Annotated in this window: 10 protein-coding genes and 1 pseudogene; 9 read left to right on the forward strand and 2 right to left on the reverse strand. The window is 63.6% G+C overall.

Features of this window, described 5'->3' with window-relative positions:
* Together G6020_RS16545 and G6020_RS16550 are read right to left on the reverse strand one after the other, a co-directional pair.
* Positions 1 to 1,299: hypothetical protein (locus tag G6020_RS16545; protein ID WP_206682249.1), on the reverse strand; the 1,299-nt coding region annotated here is incomplete at its 3' end.
* Positions 1,300 to 1,632: 333 nt separating this feature from the next.
* Positions 1,633 to 5,847 (reverse strand): hypothetical protein, encoded by a 4,215-nt coding sequence (locus tag G6020_RS16550; RefSeq protein WP_182611334.1) that lies wholly within the window; start codon positions 5,845 to 5,847, stop codon positions 1,633 to 1,635.
* A gap of 306 nt (positions 5,848 to 6,153) precedes the next feature.
* Between G6020_RS16550 and G6020_RS16555 the strand changes: the two genes are divergently transcribed.
* The 9 genes and pseudogenes from G6020_RS16555 to G6020_RS17380 form a co-directional block, all read left to right on the forward strand.
* Positions 6,154 to 7,908 carry a hypothetical protein gene (locus G6020_RS16555; protein WP_182611335.1) on the forward strand — a complete coding sequence of 585 codons (1,755 nt, stop codon included), beginning with the start codon at positions 6,154 to 6,156 and terminating at the stop codon, positions 7,906 to 7,908.
* Positions 7,909 to 8,201: 293 nt separating this feature from the next.
* Positions 8,202 to 8,810 carry a hypothetical protein gene (locus G6020_RS16560; protein ID WP_182611336.1) on the forward strand — a complete coding sequence of 203 codons (609 nt, stop codon included), beginning with the start codon at positions 8,202 to 8,204 and terminating at the stop codon, positions 8,808 to 8,810.
* 618 nt (positions 8,811 to 9,428) lie between these two features.
* Entirely contained in the window at positions 9,429 to 9,716 is a 288-nt protein-coding gene (locus tag G6020_RS16565; RefSeq protein WP_206682250.1) for a hypothetical protein, read from the forward strand.
* Positions 9,717 to 9,760: 44 nt separating this feature from the next.
* Positions 9,761 to 10,357: a transcriptional regulator gene (locus tag G6020_RS16570; RefSeq protein ID WP_182611338.1), complete on the forward strand. Its 597-nt coding sequence runs from the start codon at positions 9,761 to 9,763 to the stop codon at positions 10,355 to 10,357.
* Entirely contained in the window at positions 10,357 to 10,962 is a 606-nt protein-coding gene (locus tag G6020_RS16575) for a histidine phosphatase family protein (protein WP_182611339.1), read from the forward strand. Before G6020_RS16570 ends, G6020_RS16575 begins: the two co-directional genes overlap by 1 nt.
* On the forward strand, positions 10,959 to 12,179 hold the full coding sequence (locus G6020_RS16580) for a PEP/pyruvate-binding domain-containing protein (RefSeq protein WP_182611340.1): 1,221 nt from the start codon (positions 10,959 to 10,961) through the stop codon (positions 12,177 to 12,179). Before G6020_RS16575 ends, G6020_RS16580 begins: the two co-directional genes overlap by 4 nt.
* Before the next feature lie 324 nt (positions 12,180 to 12,503).
* Positions 12,504 to 13,907, forward strand: a complete 1,404-nt coding sequence (locus tag G6020_RS16585) for an FAD-binding oxidoreductase (protein ID WP_206682251.1) — start codon at positions 12,504 to 12,506, stop codon at positions 13,905 to 13,907.
* Positions 13,908 to 14,326: 419 nt separating this feature from the next.
* Complete coding sequence (locus G6020_RS16595; protein WP_182611343.1) at positions 14,327 to 14,899, forward strand: AAA family ATPase; 573 nt, start codon at positions 14,327 to 14,329, stop codon at positions 14,897 to 14,899.
* Between the two features lie 405 nt (positions 14,900 to 15,304).
* Positions 15,305 to 15,594, forward strand: a pseudogene (locus G6020_RS17380) (IS21 family transposase); the annotation flags it as partial.

Here is a 15,594-nt window from a genome sequence, read left to right on the forward strand (position 1 = left end):
GGCCATCACCAAGCCGAGCCCGGCGTCATGAGCTGCCGCCGCAAACTCACGCAAGAGCGGCCCTCTTCCTTCAAGCGCAGCGTCCGCCGCGTCCACAACCAGGACACGGGCGTCAGCAGAGACCTCTCTCAGCACGTCCGCGAACGGCATACCAAGGTCGGCCGAGAGCGCCGCGACGCTGTCCCGCGTGCGGCGGAGGTTCAGGACGACGTATTCGAATCCGTCGTATGCGGTCGACAGTTGCTCGACGGCCGAGAGGGTGAGTGCGCTCTTGCCTGTGCCTGACTCTCCGAGGACTAAAACGGCTTGGATAGAAGTCGCTGCACCGACGATCTCCAGTTGGAGCGCTGAGCGCAAGCTGTTGCGCGGCATCTTCATTGACCCTGCGAGCGTGTGCCGAACGGCGACCTTAGCCGACTTCTGCTCAATGTCTAGTTGCGCCCATGCAGCGGTCGACCGGCTCGCGTCGGGCGCCAGAACGGGGTGGATGGTGCGTCGGACCACCGTGCGGTCTACCACGGTGCCTTCCTGGTCGTACTGGGTCGCGCACGCCGAGTGCAGCGCATTGCGCACGTCCTCGCCGGATCTGCCTGCTCGCGCAAGCGGGTTGAGGCGCTCAGCGATGTCGTCCCAGCCGCTTTCGTCCCCGGACTCAACTCTGAAATCCAGAACCCAGAGCCGGTTGAGGAGAGACCAGACCAGGTCGCGGAGCTCGCGGTCCGTCGCGGCTGGGCGCGCCAGCTTCACGAGTTCAGTCAGGTGGAAGTAGCGGTTGGGGAGTCCGCTGTGTCGACCTGGTTCGTGAATTTGGGCATGAACCGCCGCTTCGTCTGCGTTGCCCCGCGCCAGTGATGTGAGTAATTGAACCTTTCGATGCGCAGGCGTCAGTCCGGAGAAAGCAACCGCGACGAAGGCGTCCTGGTCCTCCTCGAATGTGTCGATTTGGTTCAGGAGGGTGGCAATGAGCGCAGCGGTCTTCTTGTGGCGCTTAACGAATTGGGGCGCTCTACGGGCAGCGAGGTGGAGGACGACCCGCTTGCCCTCCGCTTCGGCTTCGACCCGTAGGTCGTCGACCTCGTCGGTCGGATTGGTTTGGAACGCTATCCGGGCCACCGGTAAGTTGCCGGTCTCCGGTCGTGCGCGCCCGAGGAGAAGGTCTGCGAGGTAGCTGGTCGCGATTCGGTGTCCGAGCGTGCTACCACCGCCCCCGCCTGCGTAGGGGTTGATAACGGTGACGGCGTCTCCGCTGTCGAGCTCCGCAAATGCGACGTCCTCGCGCCTGTTCTCTTCGTCCGCCATACGGACAGTCTCTCGAGCCTGGTTGAATTCTGAAACCGATTGGGTTTTTCACCGAGCGGTGAGGGCACCGGGTTGAAGCGGACTCGATTGCTTATCCAGCTGCATGCGCGCTTGCCGAGCGAGCTGCGTTGTTCGACCTGGGGGCAGCGTGGCTCCAGAATCTGCAACAGGGGCGCGACCTCGGTCACTGCTCTTCTCTCCCAACGGCACTCGGGGCAGCTCACTCTGCAGTCGCGCGAATTTGATTGCTTTGTAAGCGGACCTGTCGTGCCCGCGCAGTCGAACCCCGCCGGTGCCGTTCGGCGGAGCGGTCACCGGGTTCACGGCGGGTCATTAGTTGTAGGTGGTCGGCGTCTTGCGGCGAGACCAGCTGCTGGGCACGGGCATGTTCCCATTGATGACGAGGGTGACCACGATGCTCGGCGAGTGCGGGTCGGTCATCCCGTGCTGCTTCGGGTCGAGTACGAAAAGGTAGTTCTCAGGGGTGCCGATGGGGAGAACTTTCGGGCTCATGTCGAGGATGACGAGGATGGAGAGGCGAGCTCCGTCGGCGGCGGCGTACTGGGTGGGTTGGCCAATGTACTTGGTGGCGGACTGGGGAGTTACCGGCTGATCTCGCGCAACCTTGAGTTCGGCGGTTATGCCGTCGTGCCGCGTATCGAGGTACCCGTGTCCGAGTGCGGTACCGCGTTCGACTCGGCCTCCGAGGGTGGTGTCGGCGAGGAGGGCGGCGTGGAGATCGTCGTGGAATTGGCGTTCTCTCACGTACTGGCCACGGCGGTACTTCTTGTTCCAGGTCATGGCGAGCCCGGCGCGGGAGATGGCGTTGAGTAGTCGGGCGAACGGTTGAAGTTGGTTGTGTGGGTAGCTGGCGGCGGCGAGCTTCTCGTAGATGCTGAACAGGTGCTCGTCGAACACCTCGTACTGGGTGGTGGCGTCGCGGGCCGGGTCGTAGGGGCGAACTCGGAACTCACGGTGGCCAGCAACGTCAAGGGGCTGGCTCTTGAGGTTGCCGTGCTCAACGGTGCCGCGCCAAGTAAGGCGCACCAGGACCGGTGGTGCGTGCTGGTTTATGGGTACGGCGTACCGCACGTGGAGACTCCCAGTTCCCTCGTAGGTGTCAGGGTCACTGGTGTGATGGTGGCGCTGCCAGGTGAGCGCGGGCCGCTGGAGCTCGGTGTCGTTCAGGGTGCTGATGAGTTCCGCGTCCAATCGTTCGACCCATTCCGGCCACGGGTCGGTTTGTATCTGCAGGGTCAGGGTGTGAGTGAGGGCCGGGTCGACGATGGCGGGACCGGTGAGTAGATTTCCGTCGATAGACACCAGGGCGACCGCGACCGCCGCACTGTCGGAGTCAGTTTCGGCGGACGTCGCCCTTGGCTCGAGTCTGTGATGGCGTTCGAGTGAGCGGATGAACAGCAACGGCGCCGGGAGACCTGCCACAGCTGTGAGAACCATGCCCAGGTCGAGAGGTGCGGCCGGGTCGGGAACTGCCGCAAGCAGGGTTTTTAAGACTCGGGCGCGGGGGAGAAGCGGATCGTCGCCACGATAGGTGGTTAGGTCGATGGCTGTAGCGCGGCGTGCTACTGCGGTCCGGTGCGCGCTGGCCTGGATCACGTCGGCGTTCAGGTCGGCGCCCTCAGCGTCGAGGAGGTGGGTGACAGCGTCGAGCAGCCGCGCGGTGATGGCGATACCGTCATGGGTCGCTGTCCCCTTGAATCTCCCCCCGCGCTGAAGTGCGGCCGCTAGGTAACGCAACCGTTTCGCGCGCGCCTTGAATTGTTCTGCTGGGTCGATCGGCTCGACAGGCTCGGTTTCCGACTGTTCGGCCGGGTTGTCCGCGATCCCGGCGGTGACCTCGGTCGGGCTCGGAATGTTGAGCAACGTGCAGACGACCGCGGCGCGGACCGCGGCGGCGCTCGCGAACGGCTGCAGCCAGCTCAGGTCGTCCTTGGAGTGGCCCAAGCAGATGCCGATCGCCTGCCCGACTTCGTTGACCGCCTCGCGCACGTTCGCGACGTCCGGTAGGTCCGGCACTAGAGTCAGCTGCAAGCGTGCGACCGCGGCCGCCAGTTTGACCAGGGCACGTTGGGAACTGCGCGCAGGCTCATCCGGGATATGAGCGAGCGCGCCCTCGAGCAGCGCGACGACATCAGTCCGGCGTTCTGCTCGGGCAAGGACCTCGGCGTACTCCATCGACCCGTAGGGCGACTCCGGACAGTGCGCCACCCCGGCTTTGATGACGTCGGCCGCTGGGAGATCGACGAGGCCGGCGCCGCAGTCGAGGAGCCCGTTGAGTGCCTTTTCGGCCTCGCCGTGGTGCCGGAGTCCGTAGGTTTTCCGCGGTGCTAGCGTTAACCGCAACACGGCCAGCTCCGGCGCAACTCGTGCATCCGGCTGCCACGGTTGCTCGGTCACTTTGATCGCCTGATGCCACTCGAGATTCGGAATCCGCGCTAGGGCTTTTTTCTCCAGTTTGGCGAGCGCAGCGAGGTTCTGCACGTTGCGTCTCAGAGCCGAGAGCGAGCTCAGGAACGTATCAAAGTGCTTTGAGACGTTAATGACCTCTGCCACCGTGGCAGCGTGCAGCGCCAAACGATTCCGGGACTCCTGGTCGGGCCACGGGAGCCGGCACGCGGCCGCGAGGACAGCATCGACCATCACGACGTCCGCGTCTGAGACGAGCGCCGGCAGCAGATCGGCAACGGTCGACGGGAGCGCGTGGGTTTCGCCGATGGCCGTCCAGGCTTCCAGCGCGGCGGCGCGAAGGTCCGGATCGGCATCGACCAGATAGGTGTGGAGAGTTGGAAGGATGGCCTGGAGCACCCGCGGTTGGTTTCCGTGGAGGCGGCCGACCTCGCCGAGGGTCGCTAGGAGCTGGTGCACGACCTCGGGCCCTAGGTCGCTGTCACGTTCACTCGTGATGAGTGTCGTGATCGTGTCGCACACGTCGAACGGGTCGGTCGATGACGCGTACTCGATCGCGTTCAGTAGACGTCGTCCGGACTGAAACAGGCTGGTCTTGCGCGCCCACGCCTCCATTCCCGCCAGCGGGTCCGGTGCAGCTGTTGAAGTGAGCGTGCTCTTGTGTTTGCTGGGCCGGTGCCGGGTCAGGTTCACAAACGCACCCAGGGTCGCGTCTAGGTGTCCGGCGAGGGCGTCGCGGTGCCAGCGGCCCATATGTTCGATGGATTCGGCCGCCGAGAACGTCACCTTGTGCCCCCACGACTCATCGGTCCGGGCGAGGAGGAACGCGAATGCCGCATCGGTGACCGCCTCCCGCTCTTTAGCCGTCGTCACCGGGTCATTGGTGCGACGGTGGACGTACTCGGAGTCCACCAGGTCCACGGCATGTCGGAGCGAGCTGACGATACTGTCGCGAGTGTCTTCAGACGCGTACCGACCCGCATCCTCCATTAGCTCGGTTACTCTGACCGGCGCGGCGATGAAAATCTGGGCAAGTGCTCTCTCGGCGGCACCGACCGTGCCGGGGTCGTAGCTGTCCTCGGGTGGAACACCGAGAGAAACGGCCAGATACGGCAACAGCTGGATAGCTAGCTCAAGGTGGGTCCTTGCGAGATGCTCCACAGCGCCGGCGGCGGCCCACCGGTCGAAGTCGGAGACCTGCCGTGGCTGGTGCTCTGGGTTCACAATAATGCCCGTCACCGGTGGCCGCGGCAGCATCGCATTCAGCTGTGCGACCATCTTATCGGGACAAAGGTCCGCGATAATCCGCAACGGACCTGGGTCGTTCGCTTGCACCACCGGCATCGGACCCGAGAAACCATAGTCACCGCCAGTCTTCGACCCCGCTAATGTCACGACCGCCCAGATGGTCGCATCATCGACCGCCCCGGCGGCCACCAGGTCTGGGTGATCGGTCAGACAGCGGCCCGCCTCTAGCGACGGGAACGTCCCCAACGCCACCAACGCGGCCCCCACCAGTCGTTCCGCGAATTCCGGGCGTCTCCGCGTCAAGTGCCGCAACGGCTCCAAGAGCTCAGCAAGCCCGACGCTCTCCACCGCGTCGAACAGCTCGTCAATGATGCGCTCATCGAACCGGTGCGCCGCACGACCAGCAACCGTCGTCAACCTGAGTTGCGCCGCGGCCGTCGCGTCGACATCGACCTCAACCGCCGGGTCCGGATCGATAACATCGAGGTCGTCCAGGAGACTTGCGGTCGCCGGGTCCGCGGTCGCCCGCAGGGACTGCCGTCTCTCGACCCGCCCAGTTCGCGCAACTCCCCTGACCCGCAGCTCCTCAGCCCGTTTGGCTTCCTGGGCTTCCACCTGCTGCCGCCGTGCTCGAGCCTCGGTCTCCAGGTTCGGGAGTCGCCCGGTCGGGTCCCGCACGTCGCAGCCCACGCAGTGCTCGGCGTAGAACCCGAAAGTCACCTGGCCCAACTGCATCCCAGACATGTTCCCGATGGCGACTGGGCACTCCACCCGCCGCGAGTTCAACGGTAGCCCGGACACTTCCTCCAGCAACCCATGGCCGCCGGACTCCACGAACCGCATCTGCCGGCAGTGATTCGCAGCGAGCTCCATGATCCGAGCGTTTTCGTGACCCAGCTGCACGTGCCTGGCGAACTCTGCCTCGTCCAACCGTCCACTTCCGATCTTGGGTCACTACTAGAACCACCAGTCTGACGCACACTACTGACACGACTCCCACCTACGCGGCGGCATCCGTTGGTGTGTTCAATGCAGTCTGGTGCCGCGCCGCAAGGCCCGACCTCGGCCAGTCGGTCATGGAATATTTGCCTGATGGCGAACAGGCGAACACGAAGAGCACGCAGGTTGGGTATCGAGCCGACTGGGCACCGGCAGGCTAACGCGGGTTACGCACTCCCTATGCCGGACCTGACGGGCCTACCTCTCGAGGCGGGACCGGTACTTCGGTCGATACAACAGAATCAGCCAACGATCCTCGGCGCGGGCGAGGTGGCAATCAGCGCCTTAAGTGAGGACGAACGTCGAGCCCTCCTGGCGGAGATCGACGTCGCTGACGCCCTCCGCCGGGTAGCTGACCTTCAGGCGAAGTGGGATACCGCGTCCGCCGCGAACTTGAGCTTGAAGCCGCTGCATACTGAGCTACTTCTTCGCGCCGCGGGTGACTGGGTGCCAGCCGTGCGGGCTCAAGTCAGCAAAGGGAGGGTCTTCGCTGTCCCGCAGGCCACCGCTCAGCTCATGCGCGAACTCCTGGAAACGGACTCGTCCGGCGCAAAGACGCTGGCGGCCGACGAGATGGCGCGCCTTTTGATTTCGATCGCTACCCAACAGCAGGCGCATACGGAGTTCGAATCGAATTTTTCGACCTCCGCTGAGATGGCTGCCCTCGACGCGAAGTTTCAGGCGATGGCCACGGAGGATCTGGTCGCCTTCTCGCACGAGTTCCTGCATGATCAGACAGCAAACATGCTGTTTTCGATGCCGCGCAAGATTGAGTGCCTCAAAGCTGACGCCGTCGATTTCTGGCTCTCACCGTGGGCTGACCGGGTCGACAACTCCCTTGGGGCGACCCCAGCCGTTACGTTCGCGGACGCCACCGGAATCGACCTCGACGAAATTTTCCGCGCGGGTGCCGCGATCGACCGGGAGATTGCCACCGGCCAGACAGTCATCAGACCCGACGACCTCGCTGACGACGAGAAGGTGCGCACTTTCATCATTGAGAACATGTCGCTAGACCTGCCCAGATACCGCGAACAGCTGGAGGCTGACCGGGCGACCGGGGACGTCAAACTGCAGCGGTACACGTTCACCCGCTATCCGTTCCTGCACCTCGGAGATGGCAATCTCCTGATCCTTCGCGCAGTGTGGGCCATTGAACGCTTCTTCGGCGACCCCGTGCAGTTCGACGTCGCGGCAGCGTTCACGGACAAGGGCGACGAGGCGAGAGCGAAGCGATTCAACGAGGCGATCAATTACCAATTCGAGAAGATTGTGGGAGACACCCTCGCCCGCATCGCGGCACGAAGCGCGAGTATCGACGCGCTGATCACGGAACCTGAGCTGGAAGCTCAGTGGACTGAGAAGAAGGGGCGGAAGCCCTCGGTGTGCGACTGGGTTTTAAGAGCCGGATCGGTCGCGATCCTCGTGGACGCGACACACCATCGTCTGAACGCCAAGCTCGCTCAGGGCCTCGGCAGCGGAAAAGCCTACAATGCGGACGCCAATAGGGTCCTGACCGCCGGCAAGTTCAAGCAGTTCGCATCGGTTATGCAGCTGGTCCGCCGACTCGGCATCTCCGGTCAACCGCAGCCAGAGGCTAATTTTATCCCGTTCGTAGTGGTACCGAATTCAGGCACCCCGAGCTCGATGCTGACCGAGCTCGACTACGGTCTGCGGGCGCAGCAGGTCTTCGCAGAGTTCCAAGGCCGTGTCGCGCGGCCTACGGTCCTCCAGCTCCAGGAACTGCAGCTTCTTGAAGGGATCGGTGACCGTGTGCCCGGCGATGTCGTCTCGTTCCTTTACACTTGGCGCAAGTTTCCCGTGCCACTGTCGCTGCAGGAGTTTCTGGACGCGAACGGGATGCCACGCCCCATCTCGAGGTACATATTCAGAGCTGCAGCGAACCTCGACCGCCGGCTTGGTAACAACGGATAGGGTGCCCCGTGAAACAGGACAACTTCTTCGTCAAACCGAGCTCGACGGACGACGTATGGGGCATTGCAACGTCTTGGCAATAGGCGAACTGGGCGTTCTCCGCGATTTGGCCGACGATCGTCATCGTCCCTTGCGAGGCAGAGCCCGGAGTTGGGGCGCGCGGTAGCCAGGCCGCAACGAGAGTGAATAACTAGGGTACGTATCACCTCTCAGAAGGCTTAGCTGTCTGATCCCGACCGTTCCGCAGGAAAAACGGCTCCTAATGACGGTCAACACGATGCTAAGGATCGCCGATGACACAACGAAGTAGCTCTCGCGCCCCCGGACTCGTGTGCTTCGAGGGACCGTGGAGAGATCGCCTCGACAGCGTTGAAACGATCGAACCCGCGTTGCGCTGTCTCGAGTCGTTCGAGGCTGCCAGAGTGATCCACAAGAATGTTGCCACGCGCGTTGAGCTTGAGTACTACCTGGACAAATGGCTGGGCCCCAGCGGTCGCGCTATGCCTGGATATGAGCTGGGCATGCTCGCGTTCCACGGTAGTCGGGACACGCTCTATGTCGGAGGCGATGAGGTGACTCTGGAGAGTCTCGCGGAGATCATCAGTGGCAGAGCGGAAGGCAAAACCCTCTATCTTGGAGGATGCGAGGTCCTGGCCTCGCCAGATGAGACACTCATCGATTTCTGCCGAACAACGGGGGCTCGAGGTCTTGTTGGCTACTCGAGGCCTGTCGACATGATCGAGACCGCCGCGTTCGAGATGCTGCTCATCAGCGACCTGCTCGATGCCAAGAATTTCAAATCCGTCTATACGCGGCTCCGTCGCGCGCACCCCCAGTGGACAACGTCACTCGGCCTGCGCATGGCTCACAAGACTTGGGCATCCGAGCGGCTTCGGCATTGACGGCCGCACCTCGCACGACGGTCTTCGCCGGAGTGGCCCCTTCGATCAGGAAGCACGTAGTGTCGTGGTCTTCGGCTGGGTTATAGCTTCCGGTAGGGAAGGCGCGTTTCCCCGGAGGGATCGGCGTGAATGACCGCTTCGCAGGTGCGGCACTCCCATACGCGACTAGGTGGTCGCCGGTGTGAATCCCACCCGACTAGAACAAGGTCGGGGCCCAACGGGTGACCGTTGGGGCAGTAGGTAGGCGGGTAGGCGTCGCTGAACAGGCACGTCATCCGGCAATGATCGCACTTATGTTCGAGCGTCACTCGCTGACCTGTACCCTTCCCGCTTCACGAGCCATGGGGCGTGTCGGCCTTACCGTGGGTTGGCGGAGCGCTCGGGGCGGGTCATCCCGCGGACTCGGCCGTAGGTCTCTGGGTTTGTCACTGGTGAAGCGCGAGAAACCCAATCAATAGTATGTTGACAACAAGATGTTGATACTGTCATGGTTGCGGCATGGGCCCTACTGTTCCGAATGAGTTCGATGAGTTGAACGAGGTGGACTCCGCGCGGCGGAGACTGGGCAAGTCTGGTGCCGACCAGTTGCCTGCGCCTCCCTGGCTGCCACCAGGGAGCATGCCCGACGATGTGACGCTGTTGCGGTTTGCCGTGTGGCGAGCGAATTCAGTCGTTGGCGAAGCGTCTCACGAAGATGTGCGTGCCGCGCTGGCCCTCTTGGCGTCGGCACGAGCTGATCTGGATGCCCTCGAGTCAGGTTTGATGCTGATCGCGAGGGCAGAGGGGCTGACCTGGCCCGACATCGCTAAGCAACTGGGAGTGAAGTCTCCGCAAGCGGCTCAGCAGCGCTTTCAGCGGGTGTCGACTCGCGCCCAGGCCGAAGACGACGCGGAGCAACCAGAATGACAGCTGAACATTCCGAGACGTGGCAGTCCCATGAGGAACTGTTGGTGCTTCACACGGTCCGCCTCGCCGGATTCGCGGACACTGCGGCGGTCGCGGACCGCGTCGACCTGCCAGCCGACATTATCGGTGACACCCTGCGCGTCCTTCAGCGGCAGCATCTGATTGAACGCATGACGTTCGCTGACTCCGGCGGCTGGATTCTCACTGAAGCGGGTAAGTGCCGCGACGGCGAACTGCTTAAGCAGGAACTTGAGGCCTCCGGCGCGCGCACTGTTCTTTACTCCGTGACCGAGGACTTCGAGAGCAGCGCCAACTCCCGCCTCGTTCGGGTGGTCACCGAGTGGCAGCTTCACTCTGCCCCTGAACGCGAGGACAGCAGTGCGGCGGTGCTGCGGGAGCTGACGGACCTGGCCGATGTCCTCCACGGCCTCATGGCCGAGCTGGTCGCCCTACTCCCGCGATTCAACCGGTACCCCCGACAATTCTCGGCGGCCTTGCAAAAGGCCTGCGCGGGTGACCACGAGTGGGTGGCCGGCGTGGGCCGGCTCTCGTGCCACACAGTGTGGGCCGAGCTCCACCAGGACCTGCTGTCCAGTCTCGGCCGTGACCGCTCCACGGAACCCCATCAAGGAGGACGGTAATGGCTGCTCGCACTGTTTATCTCGTGCGCCACGGGGCGGCCGACGCCTGGGGTCAGTTGACCGATGAGGGTCGGGCACAGTCACGATTGATCGGCCAGCGTCTCGCCCGGTTGCCCATCGACGTCGTGTGGCATTCCCCGCTCCCACGGGCAGCCGAAAGTGCTCGGATCATCGCAGCGGCAATGCCGCGCGTCCTCGTCGATGAGGCTGCCGAACTCGTCGACCATGTCCCGTTCGTCCCTGACCGCGAGGAGCTCTCACCCTCATGGGTGGGATTCTTCGACGGCTACGACCGCAGCGAAGCCGATGCCGGTCGAAGGACCGCAGACGGTCTGGTGGAACGGTTCGGCAGACCGAACACCCGGGCACAGCGCCCGACGCACGAGGTAGCCGTGACCCACGCGTATCCGATCGCCTGGATGGTGCGCGATGCACTCAGTGCCCCACCTTCCCGATGGATGTCGCTGGCCGGTGTAGCTAACACCGGGCTCACGGTGATTGACCACACCGACGGGGAACCGCCTGGCGTGGTGATGGTCAACGACATGTCCCACCTGCCCGCCGAACTGCGGTGGACAGGCTTTGCCGGCGGGAGGCAGTTATGACCATCGTGGACCTCATCGACGCCGACCACCCGATCGGCGGCGGCAAAGCAGCCCCCTTGGCCGAGCTGACACGGGCCGGGTTCACAGTGCCTACCGGCTTCGTGGTGCCAGCAAACATCTACCGAACCGCGGCCACCGCCCTTGACCTCACCGAACTCTCCGCCGATGACGCCGAGGAGGGTCGATCACGAATCCTGCGCGCTCGCCTGCCGGGCGCGGTTGTCGATGACGTCTCTCGGGCGTTGGATCGCATCACCGATGGGGCACCGACTGACTACGTAGCCGTGCGCTCATCCTCGATCGCTGAAGACGACGCCCACGCATCCGCCGCCGGACAGCATGACAGCTTCCTTGCCGTGCGCGGAACCGAGCAGGTATGCCAAGCGATTTTCAGGTGCTGGGCCTCACTGTGGAGCGAGCGCGCTGCCGCCTACCGAGCTCGCCAGTTTCGGCAGACACCAGGTGACATGGCCGTGCTCGTCCAACGGTTCGTGGATCCCACCGTCTCCGGGGTCATGTTCACCGGCACCACCAGCGTGATCGAAGCCTCGTGGGGCATCGGAGAACGGCTCGTCGCGGGCCATGTCACTCCCGATTCCTGGCGCGTCAGAGACTCTGGCATCGTCGAACGCCGACCAGGACTCAAGGCCGAGCGCACGGACCGCTACGACGAGCATCTCCTCACCCGTCCCACAGCCACAGCAGAGCAGAAGCAACTCTGTCTCACCGACCGCGATGTTCTGCGCCTTCACACGCTCGGCGAGGAGGTGTCGACCACGCTGGGTGGTCCCCGAGATATCGAATGGGCCATCACGGAAGACACGACATGGATCCTTCAAGCCCGACCCGTGACCGCGAGCGTCCCTGACTCCACAGCACCGTCCCCGATAGCCTCTGGCGATGCCACCATCTTCGGAGAGCCGGCTAGCCCAGGAGTGGCCTCCGGCCCGGTCCGCCTGATCCGCGGACCGGGCGATTTCCCCAAGGTCCAGCGCGGGGACGTGCTGGTCTGCCGCCACACCGACCCCGCGTGGACACCGCTGTTCACCATCGCCTCGGCAGTGGTGACCGAAATAGGCGGAGTGCTCTCCCATGCAGCCATTGTCGCCAGGGAAGTCGGGATACCCGCCGTGCTCTCCGTCCCACGAGCAACCGAACTCCTCCTCCCTTCGTCGGTGGTCACCGTCGACGGCAACACAGGCCGCATCTCGCTGTGAAGCTGACGCCACTGTCCCGAGCGCACATGCACAGGTGAGGCCGGCTTCGAGGGTTGAACCAGTAGGTAGCGACTCCTGACGTTCGCGGGGCTTATAGAGGAGCAGCTTCCACTGGACCCAGGGCCGCCCCGCGGCAATTGCCTCTCGCATCCGGGACTCAATCACGGTGACCGGTTGGGGCGCTGCGAGGGCGGCACAGTGACTAACTGGCGTCGCCGAAGTTTCGGTGTCGGAGGTTCGCTGGCGAGCAGTGGGAGCGGAGCGGGCCCACAGCCCTCGACCGAAGAGTGTTCAGGGTGCCTGGTTGCGTGACATTCTGCCTGGATGACTATGACGGCCGAGTTCAGGACCGAGAGGCGTTCTCTGAGCGGGTGGGGCAGATGCGCAGCGACAACGGCAGATGTGCTGTCCACCCCAGACCTTGAGGTAATCGCCCAGGCAGTGCGGCAAGCTGGTCCGCGCGGAGTGATTGCCCGTGGGCTGGGGCGCAGTTACGGTGACCCTGCGCAAAATGCGGGCGGGCTCGTTGTGGATATGACGGCGCTGCGTCGTATCCACCACATTGACCCCGACTCAGGGGTTGTTGATCTCGATGCGGGCGTCAGCCTGGACAGTCTTATGCGCGCGGCGCTCCCTCACGGTCTGTGGATTCCGGTACTGCCTGGGACACGGCAGGTGACGATCGGTGGTGCGATTGGCGCCGACATTCACGGTAAGAACCACCATTCGCACGGTAGCTTTGGCAATCATGTTGAATCCATCGACCTGCTCACCGCTGACGGATCCGTCCGCACACTGACTCCCTCCGGCGAGGATTGTGACCTGTTCTGGGCGACAGTCGGCGGAATGGGACTAACCGGCATCGTGGTCCGGGCACGTGTGCGGATGAAGCACACCGAGACCGCATACTTCATCGCTGACCACGACCGCACGGGCAACCTCGACGAGACGATGGAACTGCTAACCGGTGGTTCCGACGACGGCTACGACTACTCGATGTCAGTGCCAGATATGATCTCGACCGGCTCAAAATTGGGCCGCGCGGGCTTCACCCGCGGGTCGCTGGCCACCCTGGATCAGCTTCCGCCCGAGCTTCGCCGGGACCCCCTGCGATTTAACGCACCGCAACTGTTCACCGTCCCGGACATCTTCCCCAGCGGGATGGTCAACCGGTTCACAACGAGGGTCGCCGCCGAGGCCGCGTATCGCATGTACCCGAAACACGGTCGGGGAACCATCCAAAATCTGACGCAGTTCTACCACCCGCTGGACCTCCTGGGAGAATGGAACAGGGCCTACGGGCCGAATGGGTTCCTGCAGTACCAGTTCTCGGTTCCGTTCGGCGCCGAACAGCAGCTCGCCGGCGTCGTCCAAACGATCGCCGAGTCCGGCCATAGGTCATTTTTGAACGTGTTCAAGCGCATGGGCGAGGGCAATCCTGCGCCGCTGTCCTGGCCACAACCGGGGTACATGCTCAGTCTCGACTTCCCGATGAAGGATGGATTAGCCCGGTTCTGCGATGAGCTCGACGAGCGTGTCCTCACCCTTGGTGGCCGGCTCTACTTCGCTAAAGACTCACGAACAACCCCCGAGCGCGTCGCCGCGATGTATCCGCGGCTCAGGGAATGGCAGATCACACGGGATCGAATCGACCCAGACGGAGTCTTCGTCTCCGACCTGGCTCGCCGACTCCGCTTGGCGCCGCCTCCCAATACACCTGAGTGGTAGCTCGTGAGACGGTACCCGGATGGCACAGACGAAGCCGAAGTTGCGCCGGTTCACCGATGAGCAATGGGAGCGGATCGAGTCACTGCTGACCTCCAAACAGGGGCGGCAGGGGCGTCCGCTTCGTGACAATCGCATAGTGGTCGAGGCGATCGTCTACCGCTCTCGAACCCGTGGCGCGACCTGCCTCGGGAGCAGTTTGGGCTGTGTCAAGCGGTATGGATACGCCACGCTAGTTACGCCGTCGGCCCGCCTGGCCCGCCCCTCCAGAATCGAGCATCAGCCCACATCCCAGCTAGGCGTCGCTTTAGAAGATCGTCTAGTGCGACGCACATCTGCACAGAGCCTTCGGTCGTGCCAGAGCCTGAGTTGCAGGCCTGTGCCGACGTACTACTTGTACGCGAGGCACGGATAATCAAACCATGCACAATGCAGACGACCCGATCACCTGGACGCCCGAGCGTGTTGCCGTTGCCGGCGCTTCCGGCTCAGGAAAGACCACACTGTGCGATGAGCTCGCCGAGATTCTGCAGTGCCCTCGGGTTGAGATAGACAGCCTGTACCACGGCGCCAACTGGACGCCACGCGAGACGTTCCTCGAAGATGTCAGGCAACTTATTTCTGGGCCTTCCTGGGCCGTCGAGTTGCAGTACCGCGAAGCTCTACCACTGATGGTCTCTCGGGCAGACACTGTCTTGTGGTTGGACTACCCCGTCAGGATCCAGATGGCCCGCCTTATCCGTCGGACGGTCCGCCGACGTTTGCAACGCGTAGAGCTCTGGAGCAAGAATTACGAGCCGCCGCTCTGGAAAGCCCTCACCGACGAAGACCACATTCTGCGTTGGGGATGGCGCACCCGAAAGAAACTCACGCCAGTAATCCCGATGTTGACGGAACGGTTCCCCGGGTTGCACGTGGTGCGCCTGACGCATCCGTCACAGACCTCACGATGGGTCCGCACCCTAGCGGAGAAGCTAGATGGTGGGGGAAGCTGATGTGCCCACCCCCAAGCCGCAACGGGGTGGCTGACCACCACTCCCGGTTGGGCGCGCTGATAGCCCCGGGAGACCGGAGCACCAGGGGCGAAGTCAGGAAAGCCGGAAGCACCATCACAACGCCAATCAGGACTGAGAAGCCCAGTGCGCTCGTCTTTGTCGACCAACCGGTGGCTGGCCCGCCGAACTCGAATTGGGAGGGAACGCGGTTCGGCAAGACTACGATTGCCAGAATGGGACGCCCAGCCAAAGGGCGATACTGTTAGGGACGTGCTTCGGAAAGCAGAGTTCTGATGATCGGGTAGCGCGAGTATGAGCATCGGATAGCGGTGCCGGTCATCGTGTGCTCGTGTCGGTTCTACGCGTGGCAACCAGGCTGCGCGTGGATCCGAACAGGAGGCACGGGTGACTGATTACCGATTGGTGATGTCGCTACTGCTGCAGGACAGGTCCTACCGGGACATCGAGGCGATCGCGGGTTGCTCGCACCGCACGGTCGCGAAGGCGAGGAAGGTGTGCCGCGAGCACGGGCTGACCGCCGTCGATCAGGTCGAGGCGCTCAGCGGCGAGGAGATTGACGCCTTGTTCACCGATGGGCGCAAGACGCCGTCGGCGGAGTTCGTGGCCTTCGACGTGGCGGCGACCGTGAAGAAGCGCACGGGCAAGAACAAGCTGCCGCTGCGGGTGCTGTGGGC

This window comes from Dietzia sp. B19 (assembly GCF_014145155.1).
GTDB lineage: Bacteria > Actinomycetota > Actinomycetes > Mycobacteriales > Mycobacteriaceae > Dietzia > Dietzia natronolimnaea.

Coding starts and splice junctions, on each gene's coding strand:
- G6020_RS16550 (WP_182611334.1), bottom strand. CDS start 5,847: ATGGAGCTCGCTGCGAATCACTGCCGGCAGATGCGGTTCGTGGAGTCC.
- G6020_RS16555 (WP_182611335.1), top strand. CDS start 6,154: ATGCCGGACCTGACGGGCCTACCTCTCGAGGCGGGACCGGTACTTCGG.
- G6020_RS16560 (WP_182611336.1), top strand. CDS start 8,202: ATGACACAACGAAGTAGCTCTCGCGCCCCCGGACTCGTGTGCTTCGAG.
- G6020_RS16565 (WP_206682250.1), top strand. CDS start 9,429: ATGCCCGACGATGTGACGCTGTTGCGGTTTGCCGTGTGGCGAGCGAAT.
- G6020_RS16575 (WP_182611339.1), top strand. CDS start 10,357: ATGGCTGCTCGCACTGTTTATCTCGTGCGCCACGGGGCGGCCGACGCC.
- G6020_RS16580 (WP_182611340.1), top strand. CDS start 10,959: ATGACCATCGTGGACCTCATCGACGCCGACCACCCGATCGGCGGCGGC.
- G6020_RS16585 (WP_206682251.1), top strand. CDS start 12,504: ATGACTATGACGGCCGAGTTCAGGACCGAGAGGCGTTCTCTGAGCGGG.
- G6020_RS16595 (WP_182611343.1), top strand. CDS start 14,327: ATGCACAATGCAGACGACCCGATCACCTGGACGCCCGAGCGTGTTGCC.